Here is a 24,875-nt window from a genome sequence, read left to right on the forward strand (position 1 = left end):
AACTCCTCCCTCCGTCGTCCGATGAGGAGCACCCTATGGCCCAGAACGGTTTGCTGTTGTCGCGCCTGTATCGATTCGGTCGCCGCAGTGGCAGCGATCGCCAACCGGGCGGACAGATCGTTCATCCGTCCCGACCCTATTCGCTGGCGATGATTTGCAGCCTCATGCTGCCGCTGGACCTCCTGGCGCTCGCGACAAGTGCGGCCGTGGCCTATGCCCTTTGGCTGGTCGGCGATCCGTATTCGCTGTGGACGGAGTATGGGCTGATCACCGCCTTCGGCACCCTGCTGGCGGTCAACCTTTTCTATCTGACGGGCCTCTACCGGCCCGACATCCTGAAACAGCCGGGAGGGGCCATCCGCCGGACCGCGGCCTGCTGGCTGGCCGTCGCCGCGGCCCTGGTGGCCATCGGCTTCCTGACCAAGACCTCGGAAGACTATTCGCGGCTGTGGGCGCTGTCCTGGTTCGGGATCTCGCTGGTCACCCTGGTCGGCCTGCGCTGGCTGTTCTTCGTCCAGGCCGCGCGCTGGACCGCCCAGGGGAAACTGCGGCGGACCGTCGCCATCGTCGGAGCCGGGCCGCTAGCCACCCGTCTGGCCGAGCATTTCTCCGCCAACCCGGCGGACGGCATCCTGGTCGCCGGTGTTTTCTCCGACGAAAACCGGCCGGCGTCGCCCTCCAGCCGGGTGCCCGCCCGCCGTGGCGGCAACCTGGTGGATCTGCTCGCCCGCGTCCGCCGCGGGACCATCGATACCGTGGTCATCGCGTTGCCGAAGTTTTCCGAGCGGCGCCTGCAACGCATCCTCCTTCAACTGGCCGAGACGCCGGTCGACATCCGGCTCTGCCCCGGACCGGCCGCCCTGCGCCTTATGCAGGGGGGCATTTCGCACTACGCCAACATTCCCATGTTCAACGTGGCGAACCGGCCGTTCGCCGATTGGCGGTATGCCGCCAAGGAGATCGAGGACCGCCTGCTGGCGTCCTTCATCCTGCTGATGATCGCGCCGCTGCTGCTGGTGATCGCCGGCCTGATCCGGCTCGACAGCCCGGGGCCGGTCCTCTTCCGCCAGAAGCGGTACGGCTACAACAACCAGCTGATCGAGGTCTTCAAGTTCCGCACCATGTACCACGAGCGCCAGGACCTGCGCGGCGACCAGTTGACCCAGCGCGACGATCCGCGCGTCACGCCGATCGGCCGGCTGCTCAGGCGGTGGAGCCTGGATGAGCTGCCGCAGTTCCTCAACGTGCTGCGCGGCGAGATGTCGATCGTCGGTCCCCGGCCGCATGCCGTTTCCGCCAAGGCCGCGGGGCTGCTCTATCAGGACGCCGTCTCGCAGTACCGGGCGCGGCACCGGGTCAAGCCGGGGATCACCGGCTGGGCCCAGATCAACGGCTGGCGGGGGCCGACCGATACCGTGCGCCAGATCCAGAAGCGCGTCGAGCACGACCTGTACTACATCGAGAACTGGTCCCTGTGGCTGGACTTCAAGATCATCCTGCTGACACCTTTCAAGGGGCTGATCGGCCATAATGCCTACTGACCTGCGGACCGCGCCCGGCAACGGGAAGACCGTGCACTGTTTATGGCTCACATGGACCGACCCGCAGCCGGAACATGACGGCCAGCGCATCTATTCGGGCCGCCTGATCGATGCGCTGGCCAACGCCGGGGCCGCTGTCGACGTGCTGTGCTATGTCAGCGAGGGATCGCGAAGACGACACGGCACGGTGGAAGGGCGGGTCTCATGGTGGCCGGCCCCCCGCGCCTCGCGGCCCGGGTGGGCCAGTTTGTTTTCGCCCCTGCCCAATCTGGCCTACCGGGCCGATTCCGCCCCCATGCGCCAGGCCCTTCGGCGGGCGGCGGCCGAGCGGGTATGGGACGCCGTGGTCCTGGACGGGCTGTGGGCGGGCTGGGCGCTGCCCCTGCTGGCGAACCTGCGCGGGCCCGGCGGCCATCCGCCGCACGTCGCCTACGTTGCCCACAATCACGAGGAAAGCACCCGGACCAGGGTCGCCACCGACTATCGGGGGAACCCCGTCATGAAGGCCGCCCTGCGTCTCGACTCGGCCAAGGTCCGGCGGCTGGAGCGGCGCATGGTCGACCGCGCCGACCTGGTCACGGCCATAACGCCCGACGACGCCGAGCGGTTCATCGAGCGGCGCCCGGACAAGCGCGTCATCGTGCTGCCCCCGGGATATGCCGGGCAGCGCATTCCCAGGCGGCTGATCACAGCCGACCATCCCCGGCGGGCCATCGTCGTTGGCAGCTTCGACTGGCTGGCCAAGCGCATGAACCTGGAGCGGTTCCTGGCCGTCGCCGATCCCCTGTTCGCGGCAAGCGGAACCGAACTGCACATCGTCGGAAACGGCGATCCCGCCTTCATCGATCATCTGCGCCGGCGGTACACGGCGGCCCGCTTCGTCGGCGCCGTGCCGACGATCGAACCCCATCTGGCCGAGGCCCGCATCGCAGTGGTTCCCGAACTCACCGGCGGCGGCTTCAAGCTGAAGGTCCTGGACTACGTCTTCAACCGGCTGCCGATCGCCGCCATCGCCGGTTCGGTTACCGGCGTGCCGCTGCGTGCGCCCGAATCCCTCCTCGACTTCCCAAGCCTGGAGGCCCTCGCTCGCGGCGTGGTGGCGGCCATCGACGACCTGCCCCTCCTCAACAGCATTCAGGACCGGGCCTATGCGGCGTGCGCCGATCAATTCGAGTGGCGCAAGCGTGGCGAGCGGCTTCTGGCATATACGGCATCCCCATGAAGCCAACCTGGTATTCCGCGCCGCGCCCGTCCATGATCGACCACCTGCTGGTCGTCTTGTTTTTGCTCGGCATCTATCTCGGCATCGACGCGCGCCTGCCAGGCGGCATTCCCATTCCGGGCATCGTGGCGGGGGCCGCCGGCGGATTGCTTCTGCTCAAGAATGCCGGCCGCATCGCCGAACGCCATATCGTCGCGCTCACGGTCGCGCTGGTGATTTTCCTGTTGTCGGCACTGACGGCGCCGAATTACGCCTATCTGGGCGAACGCTTCAAAGGCTTCATCCAGCTCAGCTATTCGCTGACCATCGCCTACGCCTTCTTCCTCGCGGCCACGCGCTACGACCGCCAGCGGCTGTCGCGCGTGTTCCTTTGGTTCTGCCTGCTCGTGCTGGTCGGCTGCGCGCTCGAGAATTTCACGACAGCCTTCAGGAATCTGAGCGACGCCTTCCGCGCCCAGGTGTTCGCGCAAGGCGTCTATGTCGCCGACGTGCGCGACCAGTTGTTCTATGGCCGCATCCGCCCCAAGCTTTTCACCTCCGAGCCTTCGGCCGTGACCTTCGCCTACACGCTTTTCGCCTTCGCCTGGTACGTGCTGGCCAAGGCCCGGCTGAAGATGTTCGTCTACCTCGGCCTGCTGGCGGCGGGCTACGTGCTGATGCGCGGGCCCTCGCTCTTCCTCGGCATCGCCGCCATTCCGTTCTACGAGGTGCTGCTCGCCGCCCGGCGCGGCCCCCCCTGGGCGGTGCGCTACAACATCCCCGCGGCGGCCAGCGCGGTGGCCGTCGCCGCCGTCCTCTCGGCCGCCGCCGTTCTCGCCGGGGAAATCCTGTACCACGAGCGCATCAGCACCATTCTCAGCGGGCACGATATCAGCTTCTTCTCGCGCATCATCGCCCCCCTGCTGACCGCCATCAGCGTGGTCTCCGACCACCCGCTGGGCGGCGCCGGCCTGACCGGCTGGGAGTTCATCGAACCGACGGTCCAGCACATCTACGCCAACGCCCCCGCCCTGGCCAGCAACTACAAATTCGGCAGCGCGGCGGAATCCATCACCAACTACTTCTGGCTGCACTGGATCTTCCTTGGGCTGTTCTGGGGCACCCTCGTGATGATCGCGCTCAGCGGTTTCCTGCGGTCGCTGGGGGCGCCGTCGCTTCTGTTCTGCTGGGCGGTATGGGTCGTCTTCGGCCAGTCATCCGGCGGCTACGTCGATCCGCGCACCTGGATCGTGCTGCTGCTGGCGTGCACGGTTTCCGTCATCTACGAACGCGAAGCCAGGGCCGCCGACGCCGGCCGCATCCCACGATCGCCGCGCTTCTTCCCGCAACCTGTCCGCGAGGCGCGGCGACGGCTGATCATGGCGGCACAATGAGAATTTTGCATATCAGCACGAGCGACACCCGGGGCGGCGCCGCTCGGGGCTCCTACTGGCTTCACCAGGCGTTGTGCGAGGCGGGTGTCGACTCGCTGATGCTGGTCGGGCGCAAGTACAGCGACGACGAACGGGTCATCCCCCTGAACGGCGTCACGGCCCGCGTACGCGAGCGGGTCCGCGACTCCCTCGACCAGTTGCCGCTGCGCGGCTATCGCAAGACCGACGAGTCGTTCTGGACGGTCGGCTGGGTGCCGCGCGGGCTGGGCCGGTCTGTCACGGACCTGCGGCCGGACCTCGTGCATCTGCATTGGATGGGAGGCGGCTTCATGCCGATCAGCGCGCTGAGCAGCCTTCCCGGCCCGTTGGTGTGGACCCTGCGGGACATGTGGGCCTTCACCGGGGGATGCCACTACACCGGGGGCTGCACCGGCTACCGGACGGAATGCGGCCGCTGTCCGCAACTGGGCTCCAGCCGCGAGAACGACCTCAGCCGCGTCATGTTGCGCCACAAAGGCAAGGCGTGGGCCGATCTCAATCTCTGGCTGGTTCCCATCAGCAACTGGCTGGCCGATTGCGCCAAGCGCAGCCGCCTCTTTGCCGACGTGCCGTCGCGGGTGATCCCCAACGGCGTCGACACGCGGCGTTTCTGGCCGATCCCGGCCGCCGAGGCACGCGCCGCCTGGGGGCTGGCTCCGGACAAGCGCTATATTCTTTTTGGCGCGGTCGGGGCGTTGAGCGACGAACGCAAGGGATTCGGCCAGTTGGTCGAGGCGGCCGACATCCTGGCCGCGGCGTGCTGGACGAGCCGGGCCGAGATGCTCGTCTTCGGCGATCTGGCGCCAAACCTGTCGCCTCCGCTCGGCCTGAAGACTCGTTTCCTCGGGCCCATCAACGACGACGAGCGGCTGGCCCAGTTGTATGCCGCAGCCGACGTCATGGTGGTCCCCTCGCTGCAGGAGGCCTTCGGCAAGACCCTGATCGAGGCCATGGCCTGCGGGACGCCGGTCGTCGCCTTCGCCAGCGGCGGGCCGGTGGATATCGTGACGCACCGGGAAAACGGCTATCTCGCCCGCCCCTTCGAGGTGGCCGATCTGGCGCACGGCATCGCCTGGTGCCTGGAATCGCCGGGCCGCACCGAGGAATTGGGCCGACGGGCCCGCCGCCGCGTCGAGGAGGACTTCGACATGAGCGTCGTCGTGCGACATTACCACGATCTCTACAGTTCGATTCTGGCACGGGCGGCATGAGCGGCCACGGCATCGACCGTCGTGGCCTGTTCGCCGGCGGCGCCGGTCTCGCCGTGCTGGCCGCCGCCGGAACTGGCCGCATGGCCTCCTCCGCCACACCGGTCGCGACGACCATGATGTCGGCGCGCGACTTCGGCGCCGTCGGCAATGGCGTCGCCGACGACACCGAAGCCCTGCAGCGCGTGTTCGAGGCCGCGTTGGCGGGGCGGCAGGCCGCGCTGGTCGTCATCCCGCCCGGACGCTACCGGGTGACCCGCACCATCGGCGTCACCTCGGGGACAAGCCCCGAAGGGAACGTCACCCAGCGGGCCGGCATCCTGGCGCAGGGTGCGCTGCTGATTTCGGAGATCCGCGGCGGCGCCCCGGTGATCAAGATCGAAAGCCGGGCGGTGATCCGCTATTTTCTGATCGAAGGCCTGCAGATCAAGGGTTCCGGCCAGGACGGCCATGGCCTTCACATCGAGTGCCAGACCCGGGGGACGTATTTCTATAATTTCTGCCTGCGCGACCTCATCGTCGAAGGATGCGGCGGGGATGGCTGCAACCTCACCGGCAACATCTTCGAGGGGCAGATCTTCAACAGCTATTTCCGCGACAACAAGGGAAACGGCGCCACCTTCAGCCACGGCGAGCAGAACACGGTCCTGTCGGCCGTCCACTGCTTCGGCTGCGTCTTCGGCGGCAACGGCGTCAACGGCGTCAAAATGGTCAACGGGGCCCAGGACGTCAGCTTCCACGGCTGCTATTTCCTGCTGAACAAATACTATGGGCTGTCGGCAAGATCAGGGTGCACGCTGCTCTCGAATTGCGGATTCGAGAACAATCACATGCATGCCAAGAATTTCGCGAGTGGAGGCGCCGGCATCGACCTGATGGTGTTCGGCACGCTGATCGGCTGCACCGGCTATTCGATCTACCGCCAGACGCACCTGATCCGCGCTTTCGTGACCAACCGTCTGGTCATGATCGGTTGCACCGGGGAAGGCGATGGCGACGCCGACCAGGCGCGCCTGGCCACCCTGCACGGCAAGTCCGAGGCCTCCGTCACGCTCGTCGGCTGCTACGGCGGCGTCGACCGCCAGGGCAAGCTCTCGGCGCTTGAGTTCGGAGCGGTCGGCGGAAGCGCCCATTTCGGCTCGCAGTGGGACAGCTCCGGCCTCGCCTGGCTGGGGGATCACTGCCTGTGGGTCGACGGCAAAGGGCAACTCCGCATCAAGCGGGGCGCCCCGCGGCGCGACGACGACGGATCGATCGTGGGGGCGAGCAGTTAGCCGGCAGGTCTAGGCTGCGGTCTGCAGTGAAGCGTCCGACACTTCGCGAAGCCGGGAAATAACGGCTTTCGTGGCGACGGTCCAATTCAGCCGCTGATGGTATTCGTCGAACGCCGACAAGGCGAGCGCCATGTAATCCGATGGTTTTTCCGACAAGGCGACGATTGCGTTGGCATAGTCGTCAGCCGTCGCATTCGCGGACAACAGGACGCCGCTGCGCTCGCTCACCAGTGTCGAGACGCCGCCAACATCGGGGGCAACGGCCGGAACGCCATAGGAGAACGCTTCGGAAAAGACCTCGGCCGCGCACTCGGCGCGCGTCGGCAGGATCATGAAATGCGATTGAAGAAGCTTTTCTTCGAAGCAGCGCCTCTGCTCGGGCACCGATTTGTCGAGAAAGGGAATGTACTCGACGGATTCCGGAAGAATCGTTCCCTCCGGGATTTTAGGCCCGATGATGGTCAGCTTCGCGTTGACGCCCGATTCATTTAATTGGTTGACGGCCTCCAGGGCAATACTGCCCCCTTTTCGATGCCAATCCACCCCGATGAAGATCAGGTTGATGCGATCGGTCGGCCGCGCCTTTACCGCCTCGTGAACGTCGGCCTGCGTCAGCGAATGGTCGACGTTGGCGCCGTAGGGTATAACCGCCACCTTTTCGGGTGATACTCCGTAGTTCTCAATGGCGCTTCTTGCCGCCCAGTCATTCGAATATAAAGCCACGGCACAGCGTTCCAGGGCCGCCTTTTCGTAGCGGTGTCCGTTGGCGACGCTCGAAGGCGCCAACCGAGAATACTCGTCGTAGAAGCCGACCATGCCGGCGAAGGTCGCGTCGGTCCAAAAGGCAAACGGCTTGTCGCTGTCGAGAAAAGAAACCGGGATACTGCTCCGTGAAAGGATGACACTGGCGCGGGAGCCATTCAGCCGGCGCGAAACTTCCGCCGCATATCGCCGAAGCATGACCGGTTCGTTATCCACCAGATAGGTCTTGGTCGTGGCCTTGAAGAAAAGCTTCTTGGCGATGGCGCTTGCAGGAAACCGCCTGGATAGGGGAAATATCGGTTCAACCGGTTCGCCGCTTTCGACCAGACTTCGATACATGTGGTACGGGGTGCCCGACCAGGTGCGGACCGAGTTGGCATCATAGATGTCGACGAAGGCGAGGCGCATGGCTCGGTCTCCTTTCGGCAAGTGGACGAGGTCGTTCGTCGTGCTGCCACACCCAAGTAAACGACGAGCCGCGGTATACCGCCTGCTTCAAGCCGCCTTGCGGGGCGTCGCGTTCCAGCCTTCGATGACGTCGAACATCCGCTGTCCGACGATATCCCACGAATAATTCCTCAATACGTGCTGTTGTCCGGCGGTCCCCATTTCGGCCAGTCTCTCGGGCCGCGACGCGGCCTCGACGATGGCTTCCGCCAGGGCGTGCGGCGTGGCCTTGTCGACCAGGAAGCCGAAGCGCCCGTCTTGGGTGATCTCGGGCAGGCCGTTCCGCCGAAGGCCGATGACCGGCGTCCGGGAGGCCAGGGCCTCCAGGTAGACCTGCCCCCAGGGGTCGTTCAGCATCGGCTGGACCAGGATCGCGGCCTGCTGCAGAAGGGATTCCAGCTCTTCCCATGGCACGAACGGCCGCACCTCGACGTTCGGGCACCCCGCCGCCTTCCGCACGGCCTTTTCATTGCCGACGATGATCAGCGTGAGGTCCGGCCGCTCTCTGACGGCAAGCCGGAAGGCCTCGATCAGCAGATCGCCGCCCTTTTCCGTAAACAGGTGCTTGGCGATGAACAAAAGGCGGCCGCCGGCGTAGTCCTTGGCGCCGGCGTAAGGCTTCACGCGCCCCATGCCCGATCCCACGGCGCTCACGCGGTACTCCGCCATTCCGTAATGCGAGATCAGGTCCTGGCGGACGTATTCGCCGAAGGTGAACACGTGATGGCATGCCTGATAGGCCGCGCACTCCAGGTCGTCGAACTCGCGGATCGCCTTGGCGCTGTAGTCCGCGGCATCGGGCCGGTACTGCAACGACAGGTGCCACGTGTGATCGCAAAACAGGTAGTGCGTCACGCCGGTGTCGTCGGGGACCGGCGCCATGTCGAGGGTTCCGGTGTGAAGAACCCGCTCGATGCCCAGCCGGCGCAATTCGCGCGCCAGTTTTCGCGCCCGGTAGCGCCGCATGGACGGCCCCCTGGCGATGGCTTCGCTGTAGCGGAACCGTCCGAGGCCGGTGAGCAGGTGAGCCCCCGCAAAGACGGTGTAATGAAGACGGCCCATCGAGACGTCGATGCCGACGATCTCGAGGCCCTGCCCCTCCAGGGCCGTGGCCACGTTGGCCGGCGCGCTGGACCACGTCCGCGGATCGCGCGGTTGCCCAAAGATACTGGTGATCCCCAGAACCGACGCTGCGCTAGCCATTTGCGCGGCCCCTCGTTCTTGTTCTGCCCTGCTTATCCAATACCTGAGGTAGCAAAACGCCGCCGGTGATCAATTTGTGACCGGCATGGACCGGCCTCGGCGCCCGGGATGTCCCCAGCAACGCCTCGAAATGATCGACAAGGGCGGCATTCAGGCGGCTTATCTCGAAATCGGCCACCACGCGGCGGCGCGCCGCCTGGCTCATGGATGGCCAGTCGTCGGGGGAGCGGGTCAGGCGAACCAGTGCGCCGGCCAGCGCGCCGACATCCCGCTCGGGGACGAGAAGCCCCGAGCGTTCATGTTCGACCAGTTCGGGAATGCCGCTGTGATAGGTCGAGACCACCAGCATGCCGGTCGCCATCGCCTCCATCAGCGTCACCGGGATGCCTTCCTGGTCGCCGTCGGCGGCGGTGACGCTGGGCGCCAGCAGGACGTCGCCCTCGTTCATCAGCGCCGAAACCGCCGCCTGCTCCTGCCACCCGTGGAAGCGAACCGAAGGGGCGAGGCCCAACGTCCCGGCCAGCCGTTCGAGATCGCCGCGCAGCGGACCGTTACCCACCACGTCGTATTCGACGGCAATGCCCTGACGCGCCACCTCGGCCAACGCCCTGAGGGCGTACTCGATCCCCTTCTTCTCGACCATGCGGCCCACCGTCACCACCCGCAACGGCCGCTCGGACCGGTAGTGGCGGGGCCGGAAGGGATACCGTCTGACGTCGATGCCCATGCGGTGGACCCGGATGCGCCCGGCATCGCAGCCGAGTTCGACCAGCTTTTGGCCCCAGATCCGGGAAATCGGGAGAAACAGCTCTCCTCTGGCGAACAGAAAGCGGTAATAGTCGGGCCGGTCGCGCACATAGGCGCTGACGTCGACCCCGTGAAACACCGTGACCAGGCGACCGGCCAGGGCCCCGGCGTCGCGCAGTTTGGCGGCCAACTGGCCGACCGGGCCGAAATGGCAATGGATGACGTCGAACGGGGCCTCGCCGGCCAGCCGGACCGCCCAGAAAAACAGGCGCAGCGAGGTGGCGTCCCGTCCATAGCGGCGGGCATCGAGACAGCGCAGCAGAACCCGCCCGTGCCGCCAGCCATGACGCAGGAACAGCCAGGCGGCCCGCGCGATCCGCCCGAGACGGGAGACCGGAAGGGCGGGATAGAGGACGCGCTCGCGAAGGCCGTACCGCTCGACATCGGCGTGAACGCGGGATTCCGGGCGGGGGCCGACGGCCAGGACGGTCACCTCGTGGCCAAGGTCCATCAGCCCGGTGACCTGATTGAGAACGAACGTCTCGCTCAAGGCAGGAAACTCGTGCACGAAGATGGCGATGCGCAGCCGCCGGGTCATGGCATGCCCTTGGCCAGGGCGCAGGTGACGTAACCACCGGCGGCGAAGGCCGAGCACCGCGCCCGGGCCACCCGCGCCGGCAGGGCGGCGCGCAGCGCCGAGCGGTCCGTCAGCATGCGGTCGGCCGCCCGGCAAAGCTGCTCGCCGGTCAGCGATTCGATGGATTGCACGTAGTCGCCCAGCCCCAGCGCCGTGAACAACTCGACGGTCTTGAACTCGTAGGCGACCGGCAGGACCGGAACGCCGGCGCACAACGCCAGAATGGCCGCATGCATGCGGGTGGCGACGACAAGATCGAAACCCCCGTAAAGCGCCAGCAGCGCCTGCGGCGTGTGGAAATCGCCATCCACCCGCACGTGCCGGCGGACGTCGGCGGGAAGCAGTGCCACCACCGTTTCCGCCACCCGCGAATCGTCGGTCCAGTATTCGAGGGCACCCTGGCAGGTCGACAGGAACGTCACCTCCGCCCCATGCCCCTCGACCAGCCGGCGCACCAGGGCGGCGACGGCGGCATAATAGGCCGCCATGCCCTCGGCCGTTCCGGTGCTGAAGTGGGGCCAATCGCGCACCGAGATGGCGACGCGCAGCGTGCCGTCCCGACGGGTCCCGGCGGCCAGCCCCGGCGGCTGCAACGGGGCCATCGCGAACACGGCGTCGGCACATTGGGCGATGCGCCCCACCGGCACCCCGAAGTCCATCAGATGGCGCCGCGAGCGATCATCGCGCACCAGGATGACGCGGGCCTGCCGCAGCACGTAGCGCAACAGCCAGCTTCGGCGCTGGGACGGAAAGGGCCCAAGGCTCTGGGTGAAGAGGACGAACGGGCGCCGGAGCGCCAGGGCGACCAGAAGGTCGAGAATCTTGGGAAAAACGCGGTAATGGGGCACCAGATAGGTGCCGCCGGCCGAAACCACCAGATCGGCAGCGGCGAAGCGCTCCAGGCTGGCGCCGAGCGAGGGCGGCAGCAGCCACGCGCAAAACCGTCGCAAGGGCGTGCGCCAAGCCGCCGCCGCCGCCAGCAGGACGAGGATGCCCGCCTTGGTCCATCGGGCGCCGGTCCACGCCACGACCTGGTCGAACAGGCCGGGATGGAAGTCGAAGTCCGAATAATAGCGGCGGGCCGCCGAGGCCTGCTGATCGAACACCGCGACGTCGAGGCGCGACCCCGTCATCTGGCGCAGGATGTCGACCGTCGCGAAAAGAATGGCGGCGTCCCCGGTGTTCAGTGCCGCCGTATTGGTGATGGCTATTTTCACGCCCTGGCCTCTCCCCTGACGATGGTCCGTATCTGCCGTGCGGTGTCGCGAAAGACCTGCCGCCCGCGGGGAAACGCGGCGTAGACGAGAAGCGCCGCGGTGCCCATCGCCGTCACCAGAACGGCGGCCTCCGCCGGAATCGGCAGGGCGGCCAGCGCCGACCACGACCGCACCGCAATGCCGACCCCCGCCACCGCCACCACCGCGCACAGCGGCAGCAGCAGGACGCGGACGAGATCGCGCGTCCGCACTGGCCCGCGACGGCCGGCCAGCCACAACAGCAGCGGCGCACGAAGGGTGATGCCGCTGATCGCATAGGCCGCGGCGACGCCGGCCGCCCCGAACTGCAGGCCGGCGAGAAGCGCCACCACCGACAGACTGGCATTGACAAATCCGGCGCGCAACATCTCGGACGTGCGGTCCTGGCTCATGTAGAGCCAGCTCAGGCTATAGGTGATCGGCATGTAGATCGCCGACACTCCCATCCATTTCAGGACGGCGGCCGATTCCGTCCATTGCGAGCCCAGGAGCAGCGTGACGACGAGGTCGCCGGCGGCGATGAACAGCCCCCCGATGGGGGCGATCAGCATGGTCAGCCGCTCGGCCGCCGCCAGATAGGCGTCCCGATAGCGCGCCGGCTGGTCGGCCAGCCGGCTCAGCGCCGGCAAGGCGACGGTCGCCAGCGGGGTGTTGAGGTTCTGGATCGGCAACTGCAGCAGCTTCTGCGCCCGCTCGTAGAAGCCAAGCGACGCCGCCCCCCACCACCAGCCGATCAGCACCTTGTCGAGACTGCTGGCCAGGAAGCTGACGACCATGGAGGCCGTAGCGTTGCCGCCGAAGGCGATCATTCCCTTGACGTCGGAAAGGCTTCCCGGCCGGCCCGGGCGCCAGTCGCAGGCGATCCACGCCATCAGCGTGGTGAAAAAGGCCCAGGCGAGGCGCTGGATCACCAGCGACCACAGCCCCATCCCCGCCAAGGCGGCGGTGACCGCGGCGACGAGGGCGACCATCTCGCCGCTGACCTGCACCAGCGCGATCAACGAAAAGCGCATCTGACGGCGCAGCAGAGCCAGGTGCTGGGTGCCGAACCCGTTGAAGGCGAACGCCACGGCGACGATCGGAACGATGTCGAGCAGGATGGGTTCCCTATAAAGCCATGCCAGCAGGGGCGCACAGGCCGCCAATCCCAGCGCCACGGTGACGCCCAGCCCGGCGTTCAGCCAGAACAGGGTGCTCACCTGGCGCGACGTGATCTGCGGGCGCTGCACGGTCGCGGTCGACAGCCCCAGATCCTTGAGGATTTCGAGCGCGCCCAGGAAGGCGGCGACCATGGCGAACACCCCGAAGTCCGCCGGAGCCAGGAGCCGCGCCAGCAGGACGACGGCCACGAATTGGATGGCGACCTTCGCCCCCTGCGCCCCCATCGTCACCATCCCGCCACGCACCGAGCGCGCGACGAGATCGTGGTGCAGATGGTCGGTGCCCAGGTGGCGATCGGCCTTGGGCGAACCGTCCGGCGGCTCAGGCGCTGGCGGCGAGCGTTTCATCGGCCACATGATCGAGGAACCACGCATAGCTTCGGTGCAGCCCGTCCTCCAGGGAAACCGCGTGGCGCCAGCCCAACGCGTGGAGACGCGAGACATCGAGCAGCTTGCGCGGCGTGCCATCCGGCTTGCTGGTGTCGAAGACGAAACGTCCGGTGTATCCGATCACCCGGCTGATGGTCGCGGCGAGATCGCCAATGGTGATTTCGGAGCCGGTCCCCAGGTTGATATGCGGATCGTCCGAATAGTGTTTCGCCAGATAGACCAGCCCGTCGGCGCAATCGTCGACATACAGGAATTCGCGGTACGGCTGGCCGGTGCCCCATATCGTCACTTCGCCGCGCCCGTCCGCCTTGGCCTCGTGGATCTTGCGCAGCAGGGCGGCCAGGACGTGACTGGTGGAAAGGTCGAAATTGTCCCCCGAGCCATAGAGGTTGGTCGGCATGACGGAGATGAAATCGCAGCCGTACTGCCGCCGGTAGGCCTGGCACAGGCGGACTCCGGCGATCTTGGCCAGGGCGTACCACTGGTTGGTCGGCTCGAGCGGGCCGGTGAGCAGCGCCTCTTCGGCCATCGGCTGCGGCGCCAGGCGCGGATAGATGCAGGACGACCCCAGGAAGACCAGCTTGGCGACGCCGGCACGATAGCTGCCGTGGATGACGTTCGTGGCAATCGCCAGGTTGTCGTAAATGAAGTCGCCCGGCCGCGTATCGTTGGCCAGGATGCCACCCACCTTGGCGGCCGCCATGAACACGACATCGGGCTTCGCGGCCGCGATCCACTCCTCGGTTTCCTTCTGCCGGCGCAGGTCGACCTGGCCGGATGGCGAGACAAGGATTTCGCAGTCCTCAGTCGCCAGCCGCCGCACCAATGCCGAGCCCACCATTCCCCGGTGTCCCGCTACCCACACCCGTTTGCCATGCAGTTCGAAGATCGGACCAGGCATCGACACCACTCCGGTTGGCTGTTTGCATCAACATCGATCGGTCGGCCGCGACCATTTCGGCGACCAGATCGGGGAAACGGGTCTTGTGCTGCCAGCCGAGGCGGGCATGCGCCTTGCGGGCGTCGCCCAACAGCCGGTCGACCTCGGTCGGGCGGAAATAGCGGGGGTCCACCGTCACCAGGACCTTGCCGGTTTGCGTGCACAGGCCCTTCTCTTCGACACCCCGGCCCTGCCATTCGATCTGCCGGTCGACGCATCCGAAAGCAAGCTCGACGAATTCGCGCACGGTGTGGCTTTCGCCGGTGGCCAGCACATAGTCGTCCGGCTTGTCCTGCTGAAGGACCCGCCACATGCCCTCGACGTAGTCGCGCGCATGGCCCCAGTCCCGCTCGGCATCGAGGTTGCCGAGGTGGAGCTGCTGCTGCAGCCCGAGATCGATGGCGGCCACCGCGCGGGTGATCTTGCGCGTCACGAAGGTCTCGCCGCGCAGCGGGCTTTCGTGGTTGAACAGGATGCCGTTTGAGGCGTGGAATCCGTAGGCCTCGCGGTAGTTGACGGTGATCCAGTATCCGTAGAGCTTGGCCACCGCATAGGGGCTGCGCGGCTGGAACGGCGTTACCTCGCTTTGCGGCGCCGGCGAATTGCCGAACAGTTCCGAGGTAGACGCCTGATAGAACCGGGTGCGTTCGCCCATCCCCAGGATGCGGATCGTCTCCAGCAGGCGGAGCGGGCCCAGGGCATCGGCGTTGCCGGTGTACTCGGGGGTCTCGAAGCTGACCTGCACGTGGCTCTGGGCGGCCAGGTTGTAGATTTCGGTGGGCTGGACCTGCTGGACCAGCCGCACCAGGTTGGTGGCGTCCGTCATGTCGCCGTAATGCATGGTGAACCGGGCGCCGCGTTCGTGCGGGTCCTGGTAGATGTGATCGACCCGCCCGGTATTGAACGACGACGAGCGGCGCTTGACGCCGTGCACCTCATAGCCTTTGCCGAGCAGCAACTCGGCGAGGTAGGCCCCATCCTGGCCGGTGACGCCGGTAATCAATGCGACCTTCTTGGACATCGATCCGCCTTTCTCTTGTTAAACCACCGACTGAACAACCGGCCATGGAATCGCCAAGCCGACGACGGCAACGGCGCGCCAACACGGCACCGCCGACCCTTCGATCCAACACGCCGCCGCCGTCACCCGCCAGTGAACACTCTGTGACCCGGGAAACTGCGGCTTGCGCGAAGCCGCCTGGACGGGAAAATGGGATGGATGCGCCTGATCGCCCTTCTCGCCCTGATCCTTATCGCCAGCGCCTGTTCGACGACGCGCGATACCCAGCCGGCCCGGGCCGCGACCGAACAGTTGCTGCTGTCTTCCGCCGTCGACCGGGCGGCGCGGCAGCTTGTCTTGAAAATTCCCGGCGACAATAAGGTCTTCGTCGATGCCCAGTACGTCGAGGGCTACGACAGCAAGTACGCCATCGGCACCATCCGGGATGCCCTGTTGAAACAGGGCATCCGCCTGGTCGGCGCGCGGCCGGAAGCGGACACCATCGTCGAGGCGCGGGTCGGCGCGTTGTCGATCGACGAGCGCCGGAAACTGATCGGGATTCCCGACACCGAGCTGCCGGTTCCGTTGGCGGGGCAGCTGAAGACGCCGGAAATCGCCCTGTTCAAGAAGCACGAATGGAAGGGCGTGGCCAAGCTGGCGGTGACCGCCTACGACGCCAAAAGCGGCGTTCTCGTCGATTCCAGCGGCCCGCGATACGGTGCCTCCGACAAGACGGACTGGGTCGTCCTGCTGTTCATCGGGTGGACGACCGACGACCTGAGACCGGAAGAGGACGAGCCGGAGCAGGAAGAGGAACGGGACACGTGGTGGAAGCCTTAAGGCGCGGCGTCCCCTACTCCGCCGCGGGAACCTTCGCGTGCTCGGCCATCAGGGCGCGGGCCTTGGCCAGGATGTCGGCGGGAAACGGGCAGGACTTGCGCCTGACGGTGTCCATGTGCACGGCGGTGACCTCGGCGGTGGCGGCCAGTTGGCCGCTCTGGTCGGCGGTCATCTCGTGGAGATAGCGGATCACCTTGTCTCTCACCTCGAGGATGCGCGAACGCACGGTGAGGGTGTCGCCCGACAGCAGTTCGCGCTTGTAGCGGATGTCGTAGCGCACGGCGCCGACGCCGACGTTGTTTTCCCGCATGTGACGCACCGTGAAGCCGATGGCCGCGAAGAAGGGCCAGGTCGCCTGGTCGAACTTGGCGGTATAGAAGGTGACGTTCATGTGGCCCATGTAGTCGCACTCCCACGGCATGACGGCGCCGCGGTGGGTGATCGGCAGGTCGTCCATCGGCTTTTTCCTTTCCTCCCAGGGGAAGCCGCTTCTTATAGCAGAAGCCAGCGCCCAGTCCGAGGAGGGCGAAAAGCCGGCGACGGCAAAAAAAGGTGCGCGGCTTTGGTGGCCTTGTCCCGGCAACCGATTGAACGAACGTCGCGATGTATGATACTCAAGAATCTGCACGTTGAAGGCATTCGAAAAAGCGATTTGATGTCCAAGAAGCTTGCCGTCGCCATCGGAATGGTCCTGCCCTTGTTGGCGGCGGCCTGTTCGCTGGAGCCTCCGACACGCGCGCCGGAACCGGATTACGCCCTCGCGCAGGATTGGGTCAGCCTGCCCAAGGCTCCGCAGAAGGCGGTGGACGTGTTTTGGGTCTACCCCACCGTTTACCAGGGAAAACCGGTCGTCGCCGCCATCGACTCCGCCCAGATGCGCCAAGGTGCCGAGTTTACCCTGCTCGTCCAGGCCAGCGTGTTCGAGGACAGCGCCAACATCTTCGCCCCCCTCTACCGCCAAACCAACCTTTCGGTGGTGTCGATGGATCGGGCCACCCGGGAGCGCTACTTCAGCGTGGGCCGGGAAGACGTGGAGAAGGCCTTCGCGTATTACCTGAAAAATCTTAACCACGGCCGCCCCTTCATCCTGGCCGGGCACAGCCAGGGGGCCGAGGTCCTGACCGAAATCGTCCGCAAAAACCTGGACAGGCCCGAGCTGCGGGGCAAGATGGTGGCCGCCTATATCATCGGCTGGCCGATCACCCGGCAGGATCTGAAGGATTATCCCTTCCTGGATATCTGCCGCTCTGCCAGCCAGACCGGCTGCATCGTCACCTACAACTCCGTCGCCGCCGGACATCAGGCCGAGGCCCCCACCATCCTGCCCGGCGCGGTGTCGGTGAATCCCCTATCCTGGAGCGCCGACGACGGGCTGGCTCCGGCTTCCGAGAATTTGGGTTCGGTGATCTTCGACGAGAAGGGTGGACAACAAACCTTCGCCCACTTCACATCGGCCCGCAACCAGGACGGCGGGCTGGTGGTGGCGCCCGCGGACCCCCGCATGCTCCCAGTCCTGCCGTTTGGCCCCGGGGTCTATCACGTATACGACTATAACCTGTTCTACATGAACCTGAAGGCCAACGCCGCCCAGCGGATCAAGGCCTTCCTGGCCGGCGGCCCACCAGGGAAATAGGCCGGGGCGCGTATCGGTGGAGTGGAGGCGCTGCCCCTACAGCAGCAGCAAGGTCCCCAGTCCGAGAAACACGAAGAAGCCGATGACGTCGGTCAATGTGGTCAGCGGCACACTGGAGCCGATGGCGGGATCGATGTCGAAGCGTTCCAGCAGCACCGGGATGGCCGAGCCGGCCAGCCCGGCGACCACCAGATTGGCGACCATCGCCATGCCGATGACCAGGCCCAGTGCCGGGTTGCCGAACCACAGCCAGGCGATGAAGCCGGTGAGCGCGGCGAAGATAATGCCGTTGAAGACACCGACCAGCATTTCCTTGCCGATGACCCGAAGCGCGTTGGTGGCGGTCAGCTCCTTGGTGGCGAGCGCGCGCACCGCCACGGTCAGGGTCTGGGTGCCGGCATTGCCGCCCATCGAAGCGACGATCGGCATCAGCACGGCCAGCGCCACCATCTCCTGGAGCGTCGCCTGGAAAAGGCCGATGACGGACGCCGCCAGAAAGGCCGTGCCGAGGTTGATCAGAAGCCAGGTGAAGCGCGAACGGGCGGTGTCGACGGCGGCCGAATACAGGTCGCCCTCGGCAACGCCGCCCATGCGCATGAGGTCTTCCTCGTGCTCTTCGTGAATGACGTCGACCACGTCATCGATGGTGATGCTGCCGACCAGCCTGCCGCCATCGTCGATCACCGGCGCCGATACGAGGTCGCGCTGGCGAAACAGGAAGGCGACCTCCTCGCGGTCCATGGTCGCCGGGATCAGGTGCATCTCCTCGTTCATGATGTCGGAGACGGCAACCGGCCGGCGGCTGCGCATCAGGCGCGACAGTCCGATGATGCCGACCGGCCGGCGCGCCGGATCGACCACGAAGATGTCGTAGAACACCTCGGGCAGGATGTCGGCGTGCGCCCCGTCGTCGGCCGCCTCGCGCATGAAGTCGATGGCCTCGCCCACCGTCCAATAGGTGGGCACCGTCACCACCTCGCGCTGCATCATGCGCCCGGCGCTGTCCTCGGGGAAGGCCAGGGCCTCCTCGATGAGCGCACGGTCGCCGACGGGAATGGCGTCGAGCACCTGCTGCTGTTCTTCGGGTTCCAGTTCCTCGATGACCTGCACGGCGTCGTCGAGGTCCATCTCGGCAACCGCCGCGGCGGTTTCGGCGACGCCCAGCTCGTCGATGATGTCGTCGCGCACGGCGTCGTCGAGCTCGGCCAGGATGTCGGGGTGGAAGTCCTCGCGCAGGACCTCGATGAGGGCGCGCCGGCCATCGGTATCGAGACGTTCCAGGATGTCGGCGACGTCGGCGTCGTGCAGCGGCTCGATGAGGTCGCGGGCGCGCTCGGCGTCGCCCTCGTCCAGCGCCTCGACGATGTCCTGCTCGACGGCCGGGGTCAGCCCGATGGCGGCGTCCTCGGCCTCTTCCGCCGTCCTTTGCGACTCGGTTTCCGGATCGGCCATCGTCCGAGCCTCCCTTCCCGCCCCGCACGCGGGGCGTCGCCATCGGATGCGAGCGGGCAGCGGTTCGCAGGGCCTGCCCCTACAAAACAAGGCCCGTCTGGGTTCAGCGGGCCTTGTCAGTTAAGCAATGGATGGTGCGGTCGAGAAGACTCGAACTTCCACGGGGTCTCCCCCACAGCGACCTCAACGCTGCGCGTCTACCAGTTCCGCCACGACCGCGAAATCCCTTGCGGCACACCACCGGGTGCCGCCATATAGGCGCGGGAATACCAAATCCTTTCGCATCAATCAAGCGCCGTGGCATGGCCTTCGGCGTTTTGACCGACGGCAAGGAAATCATGGACGACGCGACTCTCGACTGGCGCACCGACGGCGCTCCCGTTTCCTATCCCGAAGCGGTGGCCTTCATGGAGGAGCGCGTCGAGACCATCCGCGCCGGTCTGGCGCCCGAAACGGTATGGCTTCTGGAGCACCCGCCGCTCTATACCGCCGGCACCAGCGCCGATGCCGCCGACCTCATCGATGCCCACCGTTTCCCGGTCTACGCCAGCGGGCGGGGCGGCCAGTACACCTACCACGGCCCCGGCCAGCGGGTGGGCTATGTGATGCTCGATTTGAACCGGCGTGGCCGCGACGTGCGCGTCTATGTGCGCAATCTCGAGGAATGGCTGATCCGCACGCTGGGCCGCTTCGGCATCACCGGCGAGCGGCGCGAGGGGCGGGTCGGCATCTGGGTGGCGCATAACGGCACCGAGGAGAAGATCGCCGCCATCGGCGTGCGCATCCGCCGCTGGGTGACCTTCCACGGCGTGGCGCTGAACGTGGCGCCCGATTTGTCGCATTTTACCGGCATCGTGCCCTGCGGCATCTCGACCTATGGCGTCACCTCGCTAAAGGCCCTCGGCATCGAGGTCTCGATGGCCGAGATCGACGCCGCGCTGAAAGCCGCCTTCAACGAGGTGTTTGCCGCCACCCCGCCGATCCTGTAGGAATCGGCAGGCAAAAAGCCCATCCCGGCGGCGCCGGAGGCACCAACACCAACAGGGGGAACCGACCCGTGCGTATCGTCGACATCCGCGAGAAGACCGGCACGCTGGCCACCACCATGCGCAACGCCTTCATCGACTTCAGCCAGATGACGGTGAGCCTGGTCGCCGTCGTCACCGATGTCATCAGGGACGGCCATCCGGTGGTCGGCTACGGCTTCAACGCCAACGGCCGCTATGCCCAGGGCGGCATCCTGCGCGAGCGGCTGATCCCGCGCATCCTGAAGGCCGATCCCAAGACGCTGCTCGACGCCGACGGCGCCAACATCGACCCCTTCAAGGTGTTCGCCGCCATGATGACCAACGAAAAGCCGGGCGGCCACGGCGACCGCGCGGTGGCGGTGGCGGCGCTCGACATGGCGGTGTGGGACGCGACGGCCAAGATCGCCGGGGTGCCCCTGTGGAAGCTGCTGGCCGAACGCTTCAACAAGGGCCAAGCCGACGACAAGGTGCTGGTCTATCCGGGCGGCGGCTATTACTACCCCGACGGCAACATGCAAAAGCTGAAAGACGAGATGCAGAGCTATCTCGACGACGGCTATACCGTGGTCAAGATGAAGATCGGCGCGGCCGATCTCGCCACCGATATTGCGCGCATCGAGGCGGTGATCGAGGTCGTTGGCGAGGGCAGCCGGCTGGCGGTCGACGCCAACGGCAAGTTCGATCTCGAAACCGCGCTGGCCTACGGCAAGGCCATGACCCCCTACGGGCTTTTCTGGTACGAGGAAGCGGGCGATCCGCTGGATTACGCCCTGCAGGCCAAGCTGGCCAAGCACTATTCCGGGCCGTTCGCGACCGGCGAGAACCTGTTCTCGCACCAGGACATCCGCAACCTGCTGCGCTATGGCGCGCTCGACCCCAAGAAGGACTGGATCATGCCCGACCCGGCGCTGGCCATGGGCCTGACCGAGGGCCTGCGCATCATCGAGGCGGCGGAAAAAGAAGGCTGGCCGCGCCGGCGCATCGTGCTGCACGGCGGCACCCAGTTGGCCCTTTCGATGGCGGCCGGCCTGCAACTGGGCGGCACCGAAACCTACCCTTTGATGTTCCAGCCCTACGGCGGCTTCGCCGACGGCGTGCCGGTGGATGCCGGCTACGTCGCCCTGCCCGACGCCCCGGGCCTCGGCATCGAGATGAAGGCCAAGCTTTTCGCGGTGATGAAGACGCTGGCCGACTGATCGGAAGAAGGAATCACCACAGAGGACACTGAGAACACCGAGGCGACACGGAGAAGAAGAATGAAAAAGTTGCGCGGGCTATGCCCGTGCGTTCGCCTTCCTCTGTGAACCTCGGTGTTCTCGGTGTTCTCAGTGGTTCACCTTAACAGTCTTCCCAAACGCAACCGGCGCCCTTGAGGGGGCGCCGGCAAGTGAGCTTGGGCGGGATGCTGTCAGGCCGCGGTTTTGCAGAAGTACCAGTCGGTGTACTCGTAGCCCTTCTTGGCCCTGGCTTCGGCGTCGGCCGCGGTGCGCGGCGGCGGCACGATGGCCATGTCGCCCGGCTTCCAGGATTCCGGGGTGGCGACGCCCTTGGCGTCCGAGGTCTGCAAGGCCGTGACCAGGCGCAGGAATTCGGCCACCGAGCGGCCGTTGGTCATCGGATAGTAGACCATGGCGCGCAGGATGCCTTCGGGGTCGATGACGAAGGTGGCGCGTACCGCCGAGGTGTCGCCGGCTTCCGGGTGGATCATGCCATAGGCCTTGGCCACCTTCATGGAAAGGTCGTCGATGACCGGGAACGGAATCTCGACGCCGAACTTTTCCTTGATGTTGCGGGTCCAGGCCAGGTGCGAGAACAGGCTGTCGATGGAAAGCCCCAGCAGGTCGCAGCCAATGGCCTGGAAATCCTTGTGGGCCTTGGCGAAGGCCATGAATTCGGTGGTGCAGACGGGCGTGAAGTCGGCCGGGTGCGAGAACAGGATCAGCCAGCGGCCCCTGTAGTCGCCCAGGCTCTTGGGTCCGTGGGTGGTGTTGGCGGTGAACTGGGGTGCCGGCTCGTTCAGCCGCGGCAAGCCATAAACCTGATTTTGCGAGTCCATCTCTGTCTTCTCCGAAAGGATCATTGTTTAGAACGCTTCCAATATACACTCGCATTCGGAAGACGCAAGATAATTTCCGTACTTTTTTTCCGGTCTCTTGCCGCCCCGCCACCCGCGCGCGCCCATTGACAGGTATCCCGCGCAGGCGCATCAACACGCCCACCCACGCCGCGAAGTCCGGCGTGTTTTGCGGATTTTCCCATGTCCTGCTGCGATCTTGCCGCCCATCGGCGCCTGGAATTCGGCCTTGCGCTGATGGCGGGGGGCGACCCGATGGCGGCCGTTTCGGTTTTCGAACAGGCCCTGGAACTGGCCCCCGAATGGCCGGAAGCGCGCTTCGCCCTGGCCGACGCCCTGCACGCCGCCGGGCGGCGCGACGATGCGGTGGCGGCCTATGCCGCCTATCTGGCCCGCGATGCCGCCGACGTCATGGGCGCAGCCATCCGCCTGGCCCTGTTGGGCGCCGCGCCGCAGCCCGAACAGTTGCCCCCGGCCTATGTGAAGACGCTGTTCGACCAGTACGCGCCGCGCTTCGAGGAGTCGCTGATCGGCCAATTGGCCTATCAGGCGCCCTTCCAGTTGCGCGCCGCGCTCGACGCCGTCGCCCCCGTCACCGCGCCCGAGGGCCGGGTGCTCGACCTCGGCTGCGGCACCGGCCTGGCCGGCGAGGCGCTGCGCCATCGCGCCGCCTGGCTCGAAGGGGTGGATCTGTCGCCCGCCATGGTCGAGCAGGCCCGGCGCAAGGGAATTTACGACCGCCTGGAGATCGGCGACGCCGTGGCGGCACTGATGGGGGCCAAGGATCGCTTCGACAGCGTCGTCGCCGCCGATGTGATGATCTACTTCGGCAACTTGGCACCTCTGCTGGCGGCGGTGCGCCGCGCCCTGGTGCCCGGCGGCTGCTTTGCCTTTTCCGCCCAGAAGGCGGCGGGCGACGGCTTCGTGCTGGGGGGCGATCACCGCTATTCCCATTCGGCCCCCTACCTGCGGGCCGCCGCCGAGGCTGCCGGTTTCGTCGTGGAACGGCTGGAGGAGGCGGTATCGCGCACCGAGGCGGGCACCGGCGTCCCCGGCTTCATCGTGGTCCTGCGCGACCGGCCCGAGCCCGCTGTCACGGCGGCCGGCGCCGTCGATTCCGCCAATATGTCCGCCACCGGCCTTTCCGGCACCCCGCCGGCGCGGCCCCATTGAGGCAGGCGCCATGGCCGCACGGTGGACCGGCGCATTGCTCGTTATGCTCTCCCTCCTCGGAACGGCTGCGGCCGAGGAAACGGTCCGCTTTCCTTCCCTCGACGCCGATCTCACCGGCGGCGCGCCAACCGAGCTTTCGGCCGTGCTGTTCCGCCCGGCCGGCGCCGGTCCCTTTCCGGCGGTCGTCATGCTGCACGGCTGCGGCGGCATGTGGACATCCAGCGGAAAACTCGGGACCCGCGACCGCGACTGGGCCGATCGTCTGGCCGCCGCCGACTTCACCGCCCTGCTGGTCGACAGCCTGACGCCGCGCGGGCTGGGTTCGCTGTGCAGAATGAAGGAACGCCCGATCTCGCCCAGCCGCGAGCGGGCCCGCGACGCCCACGGTGCCCTGGCTTGGCTGGCCCAGCAAAGCTGGGCGCGGGCTGACAGGATCGCCGTGATCGGCTGGTCGAACGGCGGCAGCACGGTGCTATCCACCGTGGACCGGGCCGCCCCAGGACGGCCGATGAAATCCGGTCCCGATTTCCGCCTCGCCGTCGCCTTCTATCCGGGGTGCAGCACGTCGGCCCGATCAAGCCGCTGGCGGAACCGCCTGCCGCTCACCGTGCTGATCGGCGAAGCCGACGATTGGACGCCCGCCGCCCCCTGCCGCGATTTGGCCGCCCGCGCCGCCAAAAGGGCCAAACCGGGCAACGCCCTGCTCGACCTCGTCGTCTATCCGGGGGCCTACCACGATTTCGATCATCCGAAGCTGACGTTGCGCCTGCACGCGGGATTGTCCGCCACCGCCGACGGCAGCGGCAACGCCCACACCGGTACCGACCCGGCGGCGCGCGCCGATGCCATCGCCCGGGTGATGGCGCTGCTGGCGCCGCTCAAGACCGAGTGACGCGGCTCTTGGACTACATGTCGAAACGGCCGTGGGATTCCGGCTGGTACTGAACCTTGGTGACCGTGAGGCTCTTTTCGCTGCCGTCGGACCCGACGTAGATGATGGATTCCCCCTCCTCCAGGCCCAGCAACGCGGCGCCCACCGAAGACAGCACCGAAATCCGCCCCGCCGCCCCATCCTCCTCGGCCGGGAAGACCAGGGTGACAACGCGCTTCTCGCCGGTTTGATCGTCAAGGAACTTGATCCGGGAATTCATCGTCACCACGCCGCGGCCAATCTTGCCCGGGGCCACCACCTTGGCGCGGTTCAAGCCGTCCATCAGGGCGGCACCCATTTCCGGATGCGTCTTCAGCACCGCCGAGGCCAAGGCCGAAAGGCGCGCGTGATCGTTCCGGGTGACGACAATTCGAGGCTGTCTGCTGGGCATGGACCATCCTCCGTTCCCGTGCATTGCGTCGGGGCATTCCCCGCCCCGCTTGGGATCGATGCCATTCCTCGCCCCGAACCGCCCCGCCGCCGCCCCACCGCGGCACGCCGGCCGGCCGGGGCTAGAGGCCCACTTTGAGGCGCTCCCGGGGGGA

The 24,875-nt window shown here is 66.7% G+C and carries 22 protein-coding genes and 1 tRNA gene; 11 read left to right on the forward strand and 12 right to left on the reverse strand.

Going from position 1 to position 24,875, the window contains the following annotated elements:
- The first annotated feature begins 35 nt into the window (after positions 1-35).
- The 5 genes from ODR01_RS08385 to ODR01_RS08405 are packed head-to-tail and all read left to right on the forward strand — an operon-like array spanning position 36 to position 6,657.
- Entirely contained in the window at positions 36-1,541 is a 1,506-nt protein-coding gene (locus tag ODR01_RS08385) for an undecaprenyl-phosphate glucose phosphotransferase (RefSeq protein WP_316977187.1), read from the forward strand.
- Entirely contained in the window at positions 1,531-2,763 is a 1,233-nt protein-coding gene (locus tag ODR01_RS08390) for a glycosyltransferase family 4 protein (RefSeq protein WP_316977188.1), read from the forward strand. The genes ODR01_RS08385 and ODR01_RS08390 overlap by 11 nt, the downstream gene beginning before the upstream one ends.
- Complete coding sequence (locus ODR01_RS08395) at positions 2,760-4,136, forward strand: hypothetical protein (RefSeq protein WP_316977189.1); 1,377 nt, start codon at positions 2,760-2,762, stop codon at positions 4,134-4,136. Before ODR01_RS08390 ends, ODR01_RS08395 begins: the two co-directional genes overlap by 4 nt.
- Positions 4,133-5,386: a glycosyltransferase family 4 protein gene (locus ODR01_RS08400; protein WP_316977190.1), complete on the forward strand. Its 1,254-nt coding sequence runs from the start codon at positions 4,133-4,135 to the stop codon at positions 5,384-5,386. Before ODR01_RS08395 ends, ODR01_RS08400 begins: the two co-directional genes overlap by 4 nt.
- Complete coding sequence (locus tag ODR01_RS08405) at positions 5,383-6,657, forward strand: right-handed parallel beta-helix repeat-containing protein (RefSeq protein WP_316977191.1); 1,275 nt, start codon at positions 5,383-5,385, stop codon at positions 6,655-6,657. The genes ODR01_RS08400 and ODR01_RS08405 overlap by 4 nt, the downstream gene beginning before the upstream one ends.
- A gap of 9 nt (positions 6,658-6,666) precedes the next feature.
- Here ODR01_RS08405 and ODR01_RS08410 read toward each other — a convergent pair whose 3' ends face one another.
- The 7 genes from ODR01_RS08410 to gmd all read right to left on the reverse strand — a co-directional run bounded on the left by ODR01_RS08410 (position 6,667) and on the right by gmd (position 15,220).
- Positions 6,667-7,827 (reverse strand): glycosyltransferase family 4 protein, encoded by a 1,161-nt coding sequence (locus tag ODR01_RS08410; protein WP_316977192.1) that lies wholly within the window; start codon positions 7,825-7,827, stop codon positions 6,667-6,669.
- Between the two features lie 87 nt (positions 7,828-7,914).
- Positions 7,915-9,069 carry a glycosyltransferase family 4 protein gene (locus tag ODR01_RS08415; RefSeq protein ID WP_316977193.1) on the reverse strand — a complete coding sequence of 385 codons (1,155 nt, stop codon included), beginning with the start codon at positions 9,067-9,069 and terminating at the stop codon, positions 7,915-7,917.
- Entirely contained in the window at positions 9,062-10,414 is a 1,353-nt protein-coding gene (locus ODR01_RS08420) for a glycosyltransferase (protein WP_316977194.1), read from the reverse strand. Before ODR01_RS08420 ends, ODR01_RS08415 begins: the two co-directional genes overlap by 8 nt.
- Positions 10,411-11,670 carry a polysaccharide pyruvyl transferase family protein gene (locus tag ODR01_RS08425; RefSeq protein WP_316977195.1) on the reverse strand — a complete coding sequence of 420 codons (1,260 nt, stop codon included), beginning with the start codon at positions 11,668-11,670 and terminating at the stop codon, positions 10,411-10,413. The genes ODR01_RS08420 and ODR01_RS08425 overlap by 4 nt, the downstream gene beginning before the upstream one ends.
- On the reverse strand, positions 11,667-13,217 hold the full coding sequence (locus ODR01_RS08430; protein WP_316977196.1) for a lipopolysaccharide biosynthesis protein: 1,551 nt from the start codon (positions 13,215-13,217) through the stop codon (positions 11,667-11,669). The genes ODR01_RS08425 and ODR01_RS08430 overlap by 4 nt, the downstream gene beginning before the upstream one ends.
- Positions 13,192-14,100 carry a GDP-L-fucose synthase family protein gene (locus ODR01_RS08435; RefSeq protein ID WP_316977197.1) on the reverse strand — a complete coding sequence of 303 codons (909 nt, stop codon included), beginning with the start codon at positions 14,098-14,100 and terminating at the stop codon, positions 13,192-13,194. The genes ODR01_RS08430 and ODR01_RS08435 overlap by 26 nt, the downstream gene beginning before the upstream one ends.
- Positions 14,063-15,220, reverse strand: coding sequence for a GDP-mannose 4,6-dehydratase (gmd, locus tag ODR01_RS08440; protein ID WP_316977198.1), 1,158 nt, complete (start codon positions 15,218-15,220; stop codon positions 14,063-14,065). Before gmd ends, ODR01_RS08435 begins: the two co-directional genes overlap by 38 nt.
- Positions 15,221-15,418: 198 nt before the next feature.
- Between gmd and ODR01_RS08445 the strand changes: the two genes are divergently transcribed.
- Positions 15,419-16,039: a DUF6655 family protein gene (locus ODR01_RS08445; protein WP_316977199.1), complete on the forward strand. Its 621-nt coding sequence runs from the start codon at positions 15,419-15,421 to the stop codon at positions 16,037-16,039.
- Between the two features lie 13 nt (positions 16,040-16,052).
- Here ODR01_RS08445 and ODR01_RS08450 read toward each other — a convergent pair whose 3' ends face one another.
- Entirely contained in the window at positions 16,053-16,496 is a 444-nt protein-coding gene (locus ODR01_RS08450) for an acyl-CoA thioesterase (RefSeq protein WP_316977200.1), read from the reverse strand.
- 198 nt (positions 16,497-16,694) lie between these two features.
- Here ODR01_RS08450 and ODR01_RS08455 point away from each other — a divergent pair, with 198 nt between their 5' ends.
- Entirely contained in the window at positions 16,695-17,672 is a 978-nt protein-coding gene (locus tag ODR01_RS08455) for a DUF3089 domain-containing protein (RefSeq protein WP_316977201.1), read from the forward strand.
- Between the two features lie 36 nt (positions 17,673-17,708).
- On the opposite strand, the gene mgtE is transcribed toward ODR01_RS08455, so the two are convergent.
- Positions 17,709-19,124 carry a magnesium transporter gene (gene mgtE, locus ODR01_RS08460; RefSeq protein ID WP_316977202.1) on the reverse strand — a complete coding sequence of 472 codons (1,416 nt, stop codon included), beginning with the start codon at positions 19,122-19,124 and terminating at the stop codon, positions 17,709-17,711.
- 132 nt (positions 19,125-19,256) lie between these two features.
- Positions 19,257-19,343, reverse strand: a tRNA-Leu gene (locus ODR01_RS08465).
- 119 nt (positions 19,344-19,462) lie between these two features.
- Here ODR01_RS08465 and lipB point away from each other — a divergent pair.
- Positions 19,463-20,113 (forward strand): lipoyl(octanoyl) transferase LipB, encoded by a 651-nt coding sequence (gene lipB, locus ODR01_RS08470; protein WP_316977203.1) that lies wholly within the window; start codon positions 19,463-19,465, stop codon positions 20,111-20,113.
- Between the two features lie 68 nt (positions 20,114-20,181).
- Positions 20,182-21,348, forward strand: coding sequence for a mandelate racemase/muconate lactonizing enzyme family protein (locus ODR01_RS08475; protein WP_316977204.1), 1,167 nt, complete (start codon positions 20,182-20,184; stop codon positions 21,346-21,348).
- A 212-nt stretch (positions 21,349-21,560) separates the two neighbouring features.
- Here the strand turns inward: ODR01_RS08475 and ODR01_RS08480 are convergent, their stop codons facing one another.
- Positions 21,561-22,208, reverse strand: a complete 648-nt coding sequence (locus ODR01_RS08480; protein ID WP_316977205.1) for a peroxiredoxin — start codon at positions 22,206-22,208, stop codon at positions 21,561-21,563.
- A 201-nt stretch (positions 22,209-22,409) separates the two neighbouring features.
- Between ODR01_RS08480 and ODR01_RS08485 the strand changes: the two genes are divergently transcribed.
- Together ODR01_RS08485 and ODR01_RS08490 are read left to right on the forward strand one after the other, a co-directional pair.
- Positions 22,410-23,399 carry a class I SAM-dependent DNA methyltransferase gene (locus ODR01_RS08485; RefSeq protein ID WP_316977206.1) on the forward strand — a complete coding sequence of 330 codons (990 nt, stop codon included), beginning with the start codon at positions 22,410-22,412 and terminating at the stop codon, positions 23,397-23,399.
- A 10-nt stretch (positions 23,400-23,409) separates the two neighbouring features.
- A complete protein-coding gene (locus tag ODR01_RS08490) occupies positions 23,410-24,291 on the forward strand; it encodes a dienelactone hydrolase family protein (protein ID WP_316977207.1) in 882 nt (293 codons plus the stop codon).
- A gap of 13 nt (positions 24,292-24,304) precedes the next feature.
- On the opposite strand, the gene rnk is transcribed toward ODR01_RS08490, so the two are convergent.
- Complete coding sequence (gene rnk / locus ODR01_RS08495; protein ID WP_316977208.1) at positions 24,305-24,721, reverse strand: nucleoside diphosphate kinase regulator; 417 nt, start codon at positions 24,719-24,721, stop codon at positions 24,305-24,307.
- Between the last annotated feature and the right edge of the window lie 154 nt (positions 24,722-24,875).

The organism is Shumkonia mesophila (assembly GCF_026163695.1).
In the GTDB taxonomy this organism is placed as follows: domain Bacteria; phylum Pseudomonadota; class Alphaproteobacteria; order Rhodospirillales; family Shumkoniaceae; genus Shumkonia; species Shumkonia mesophila.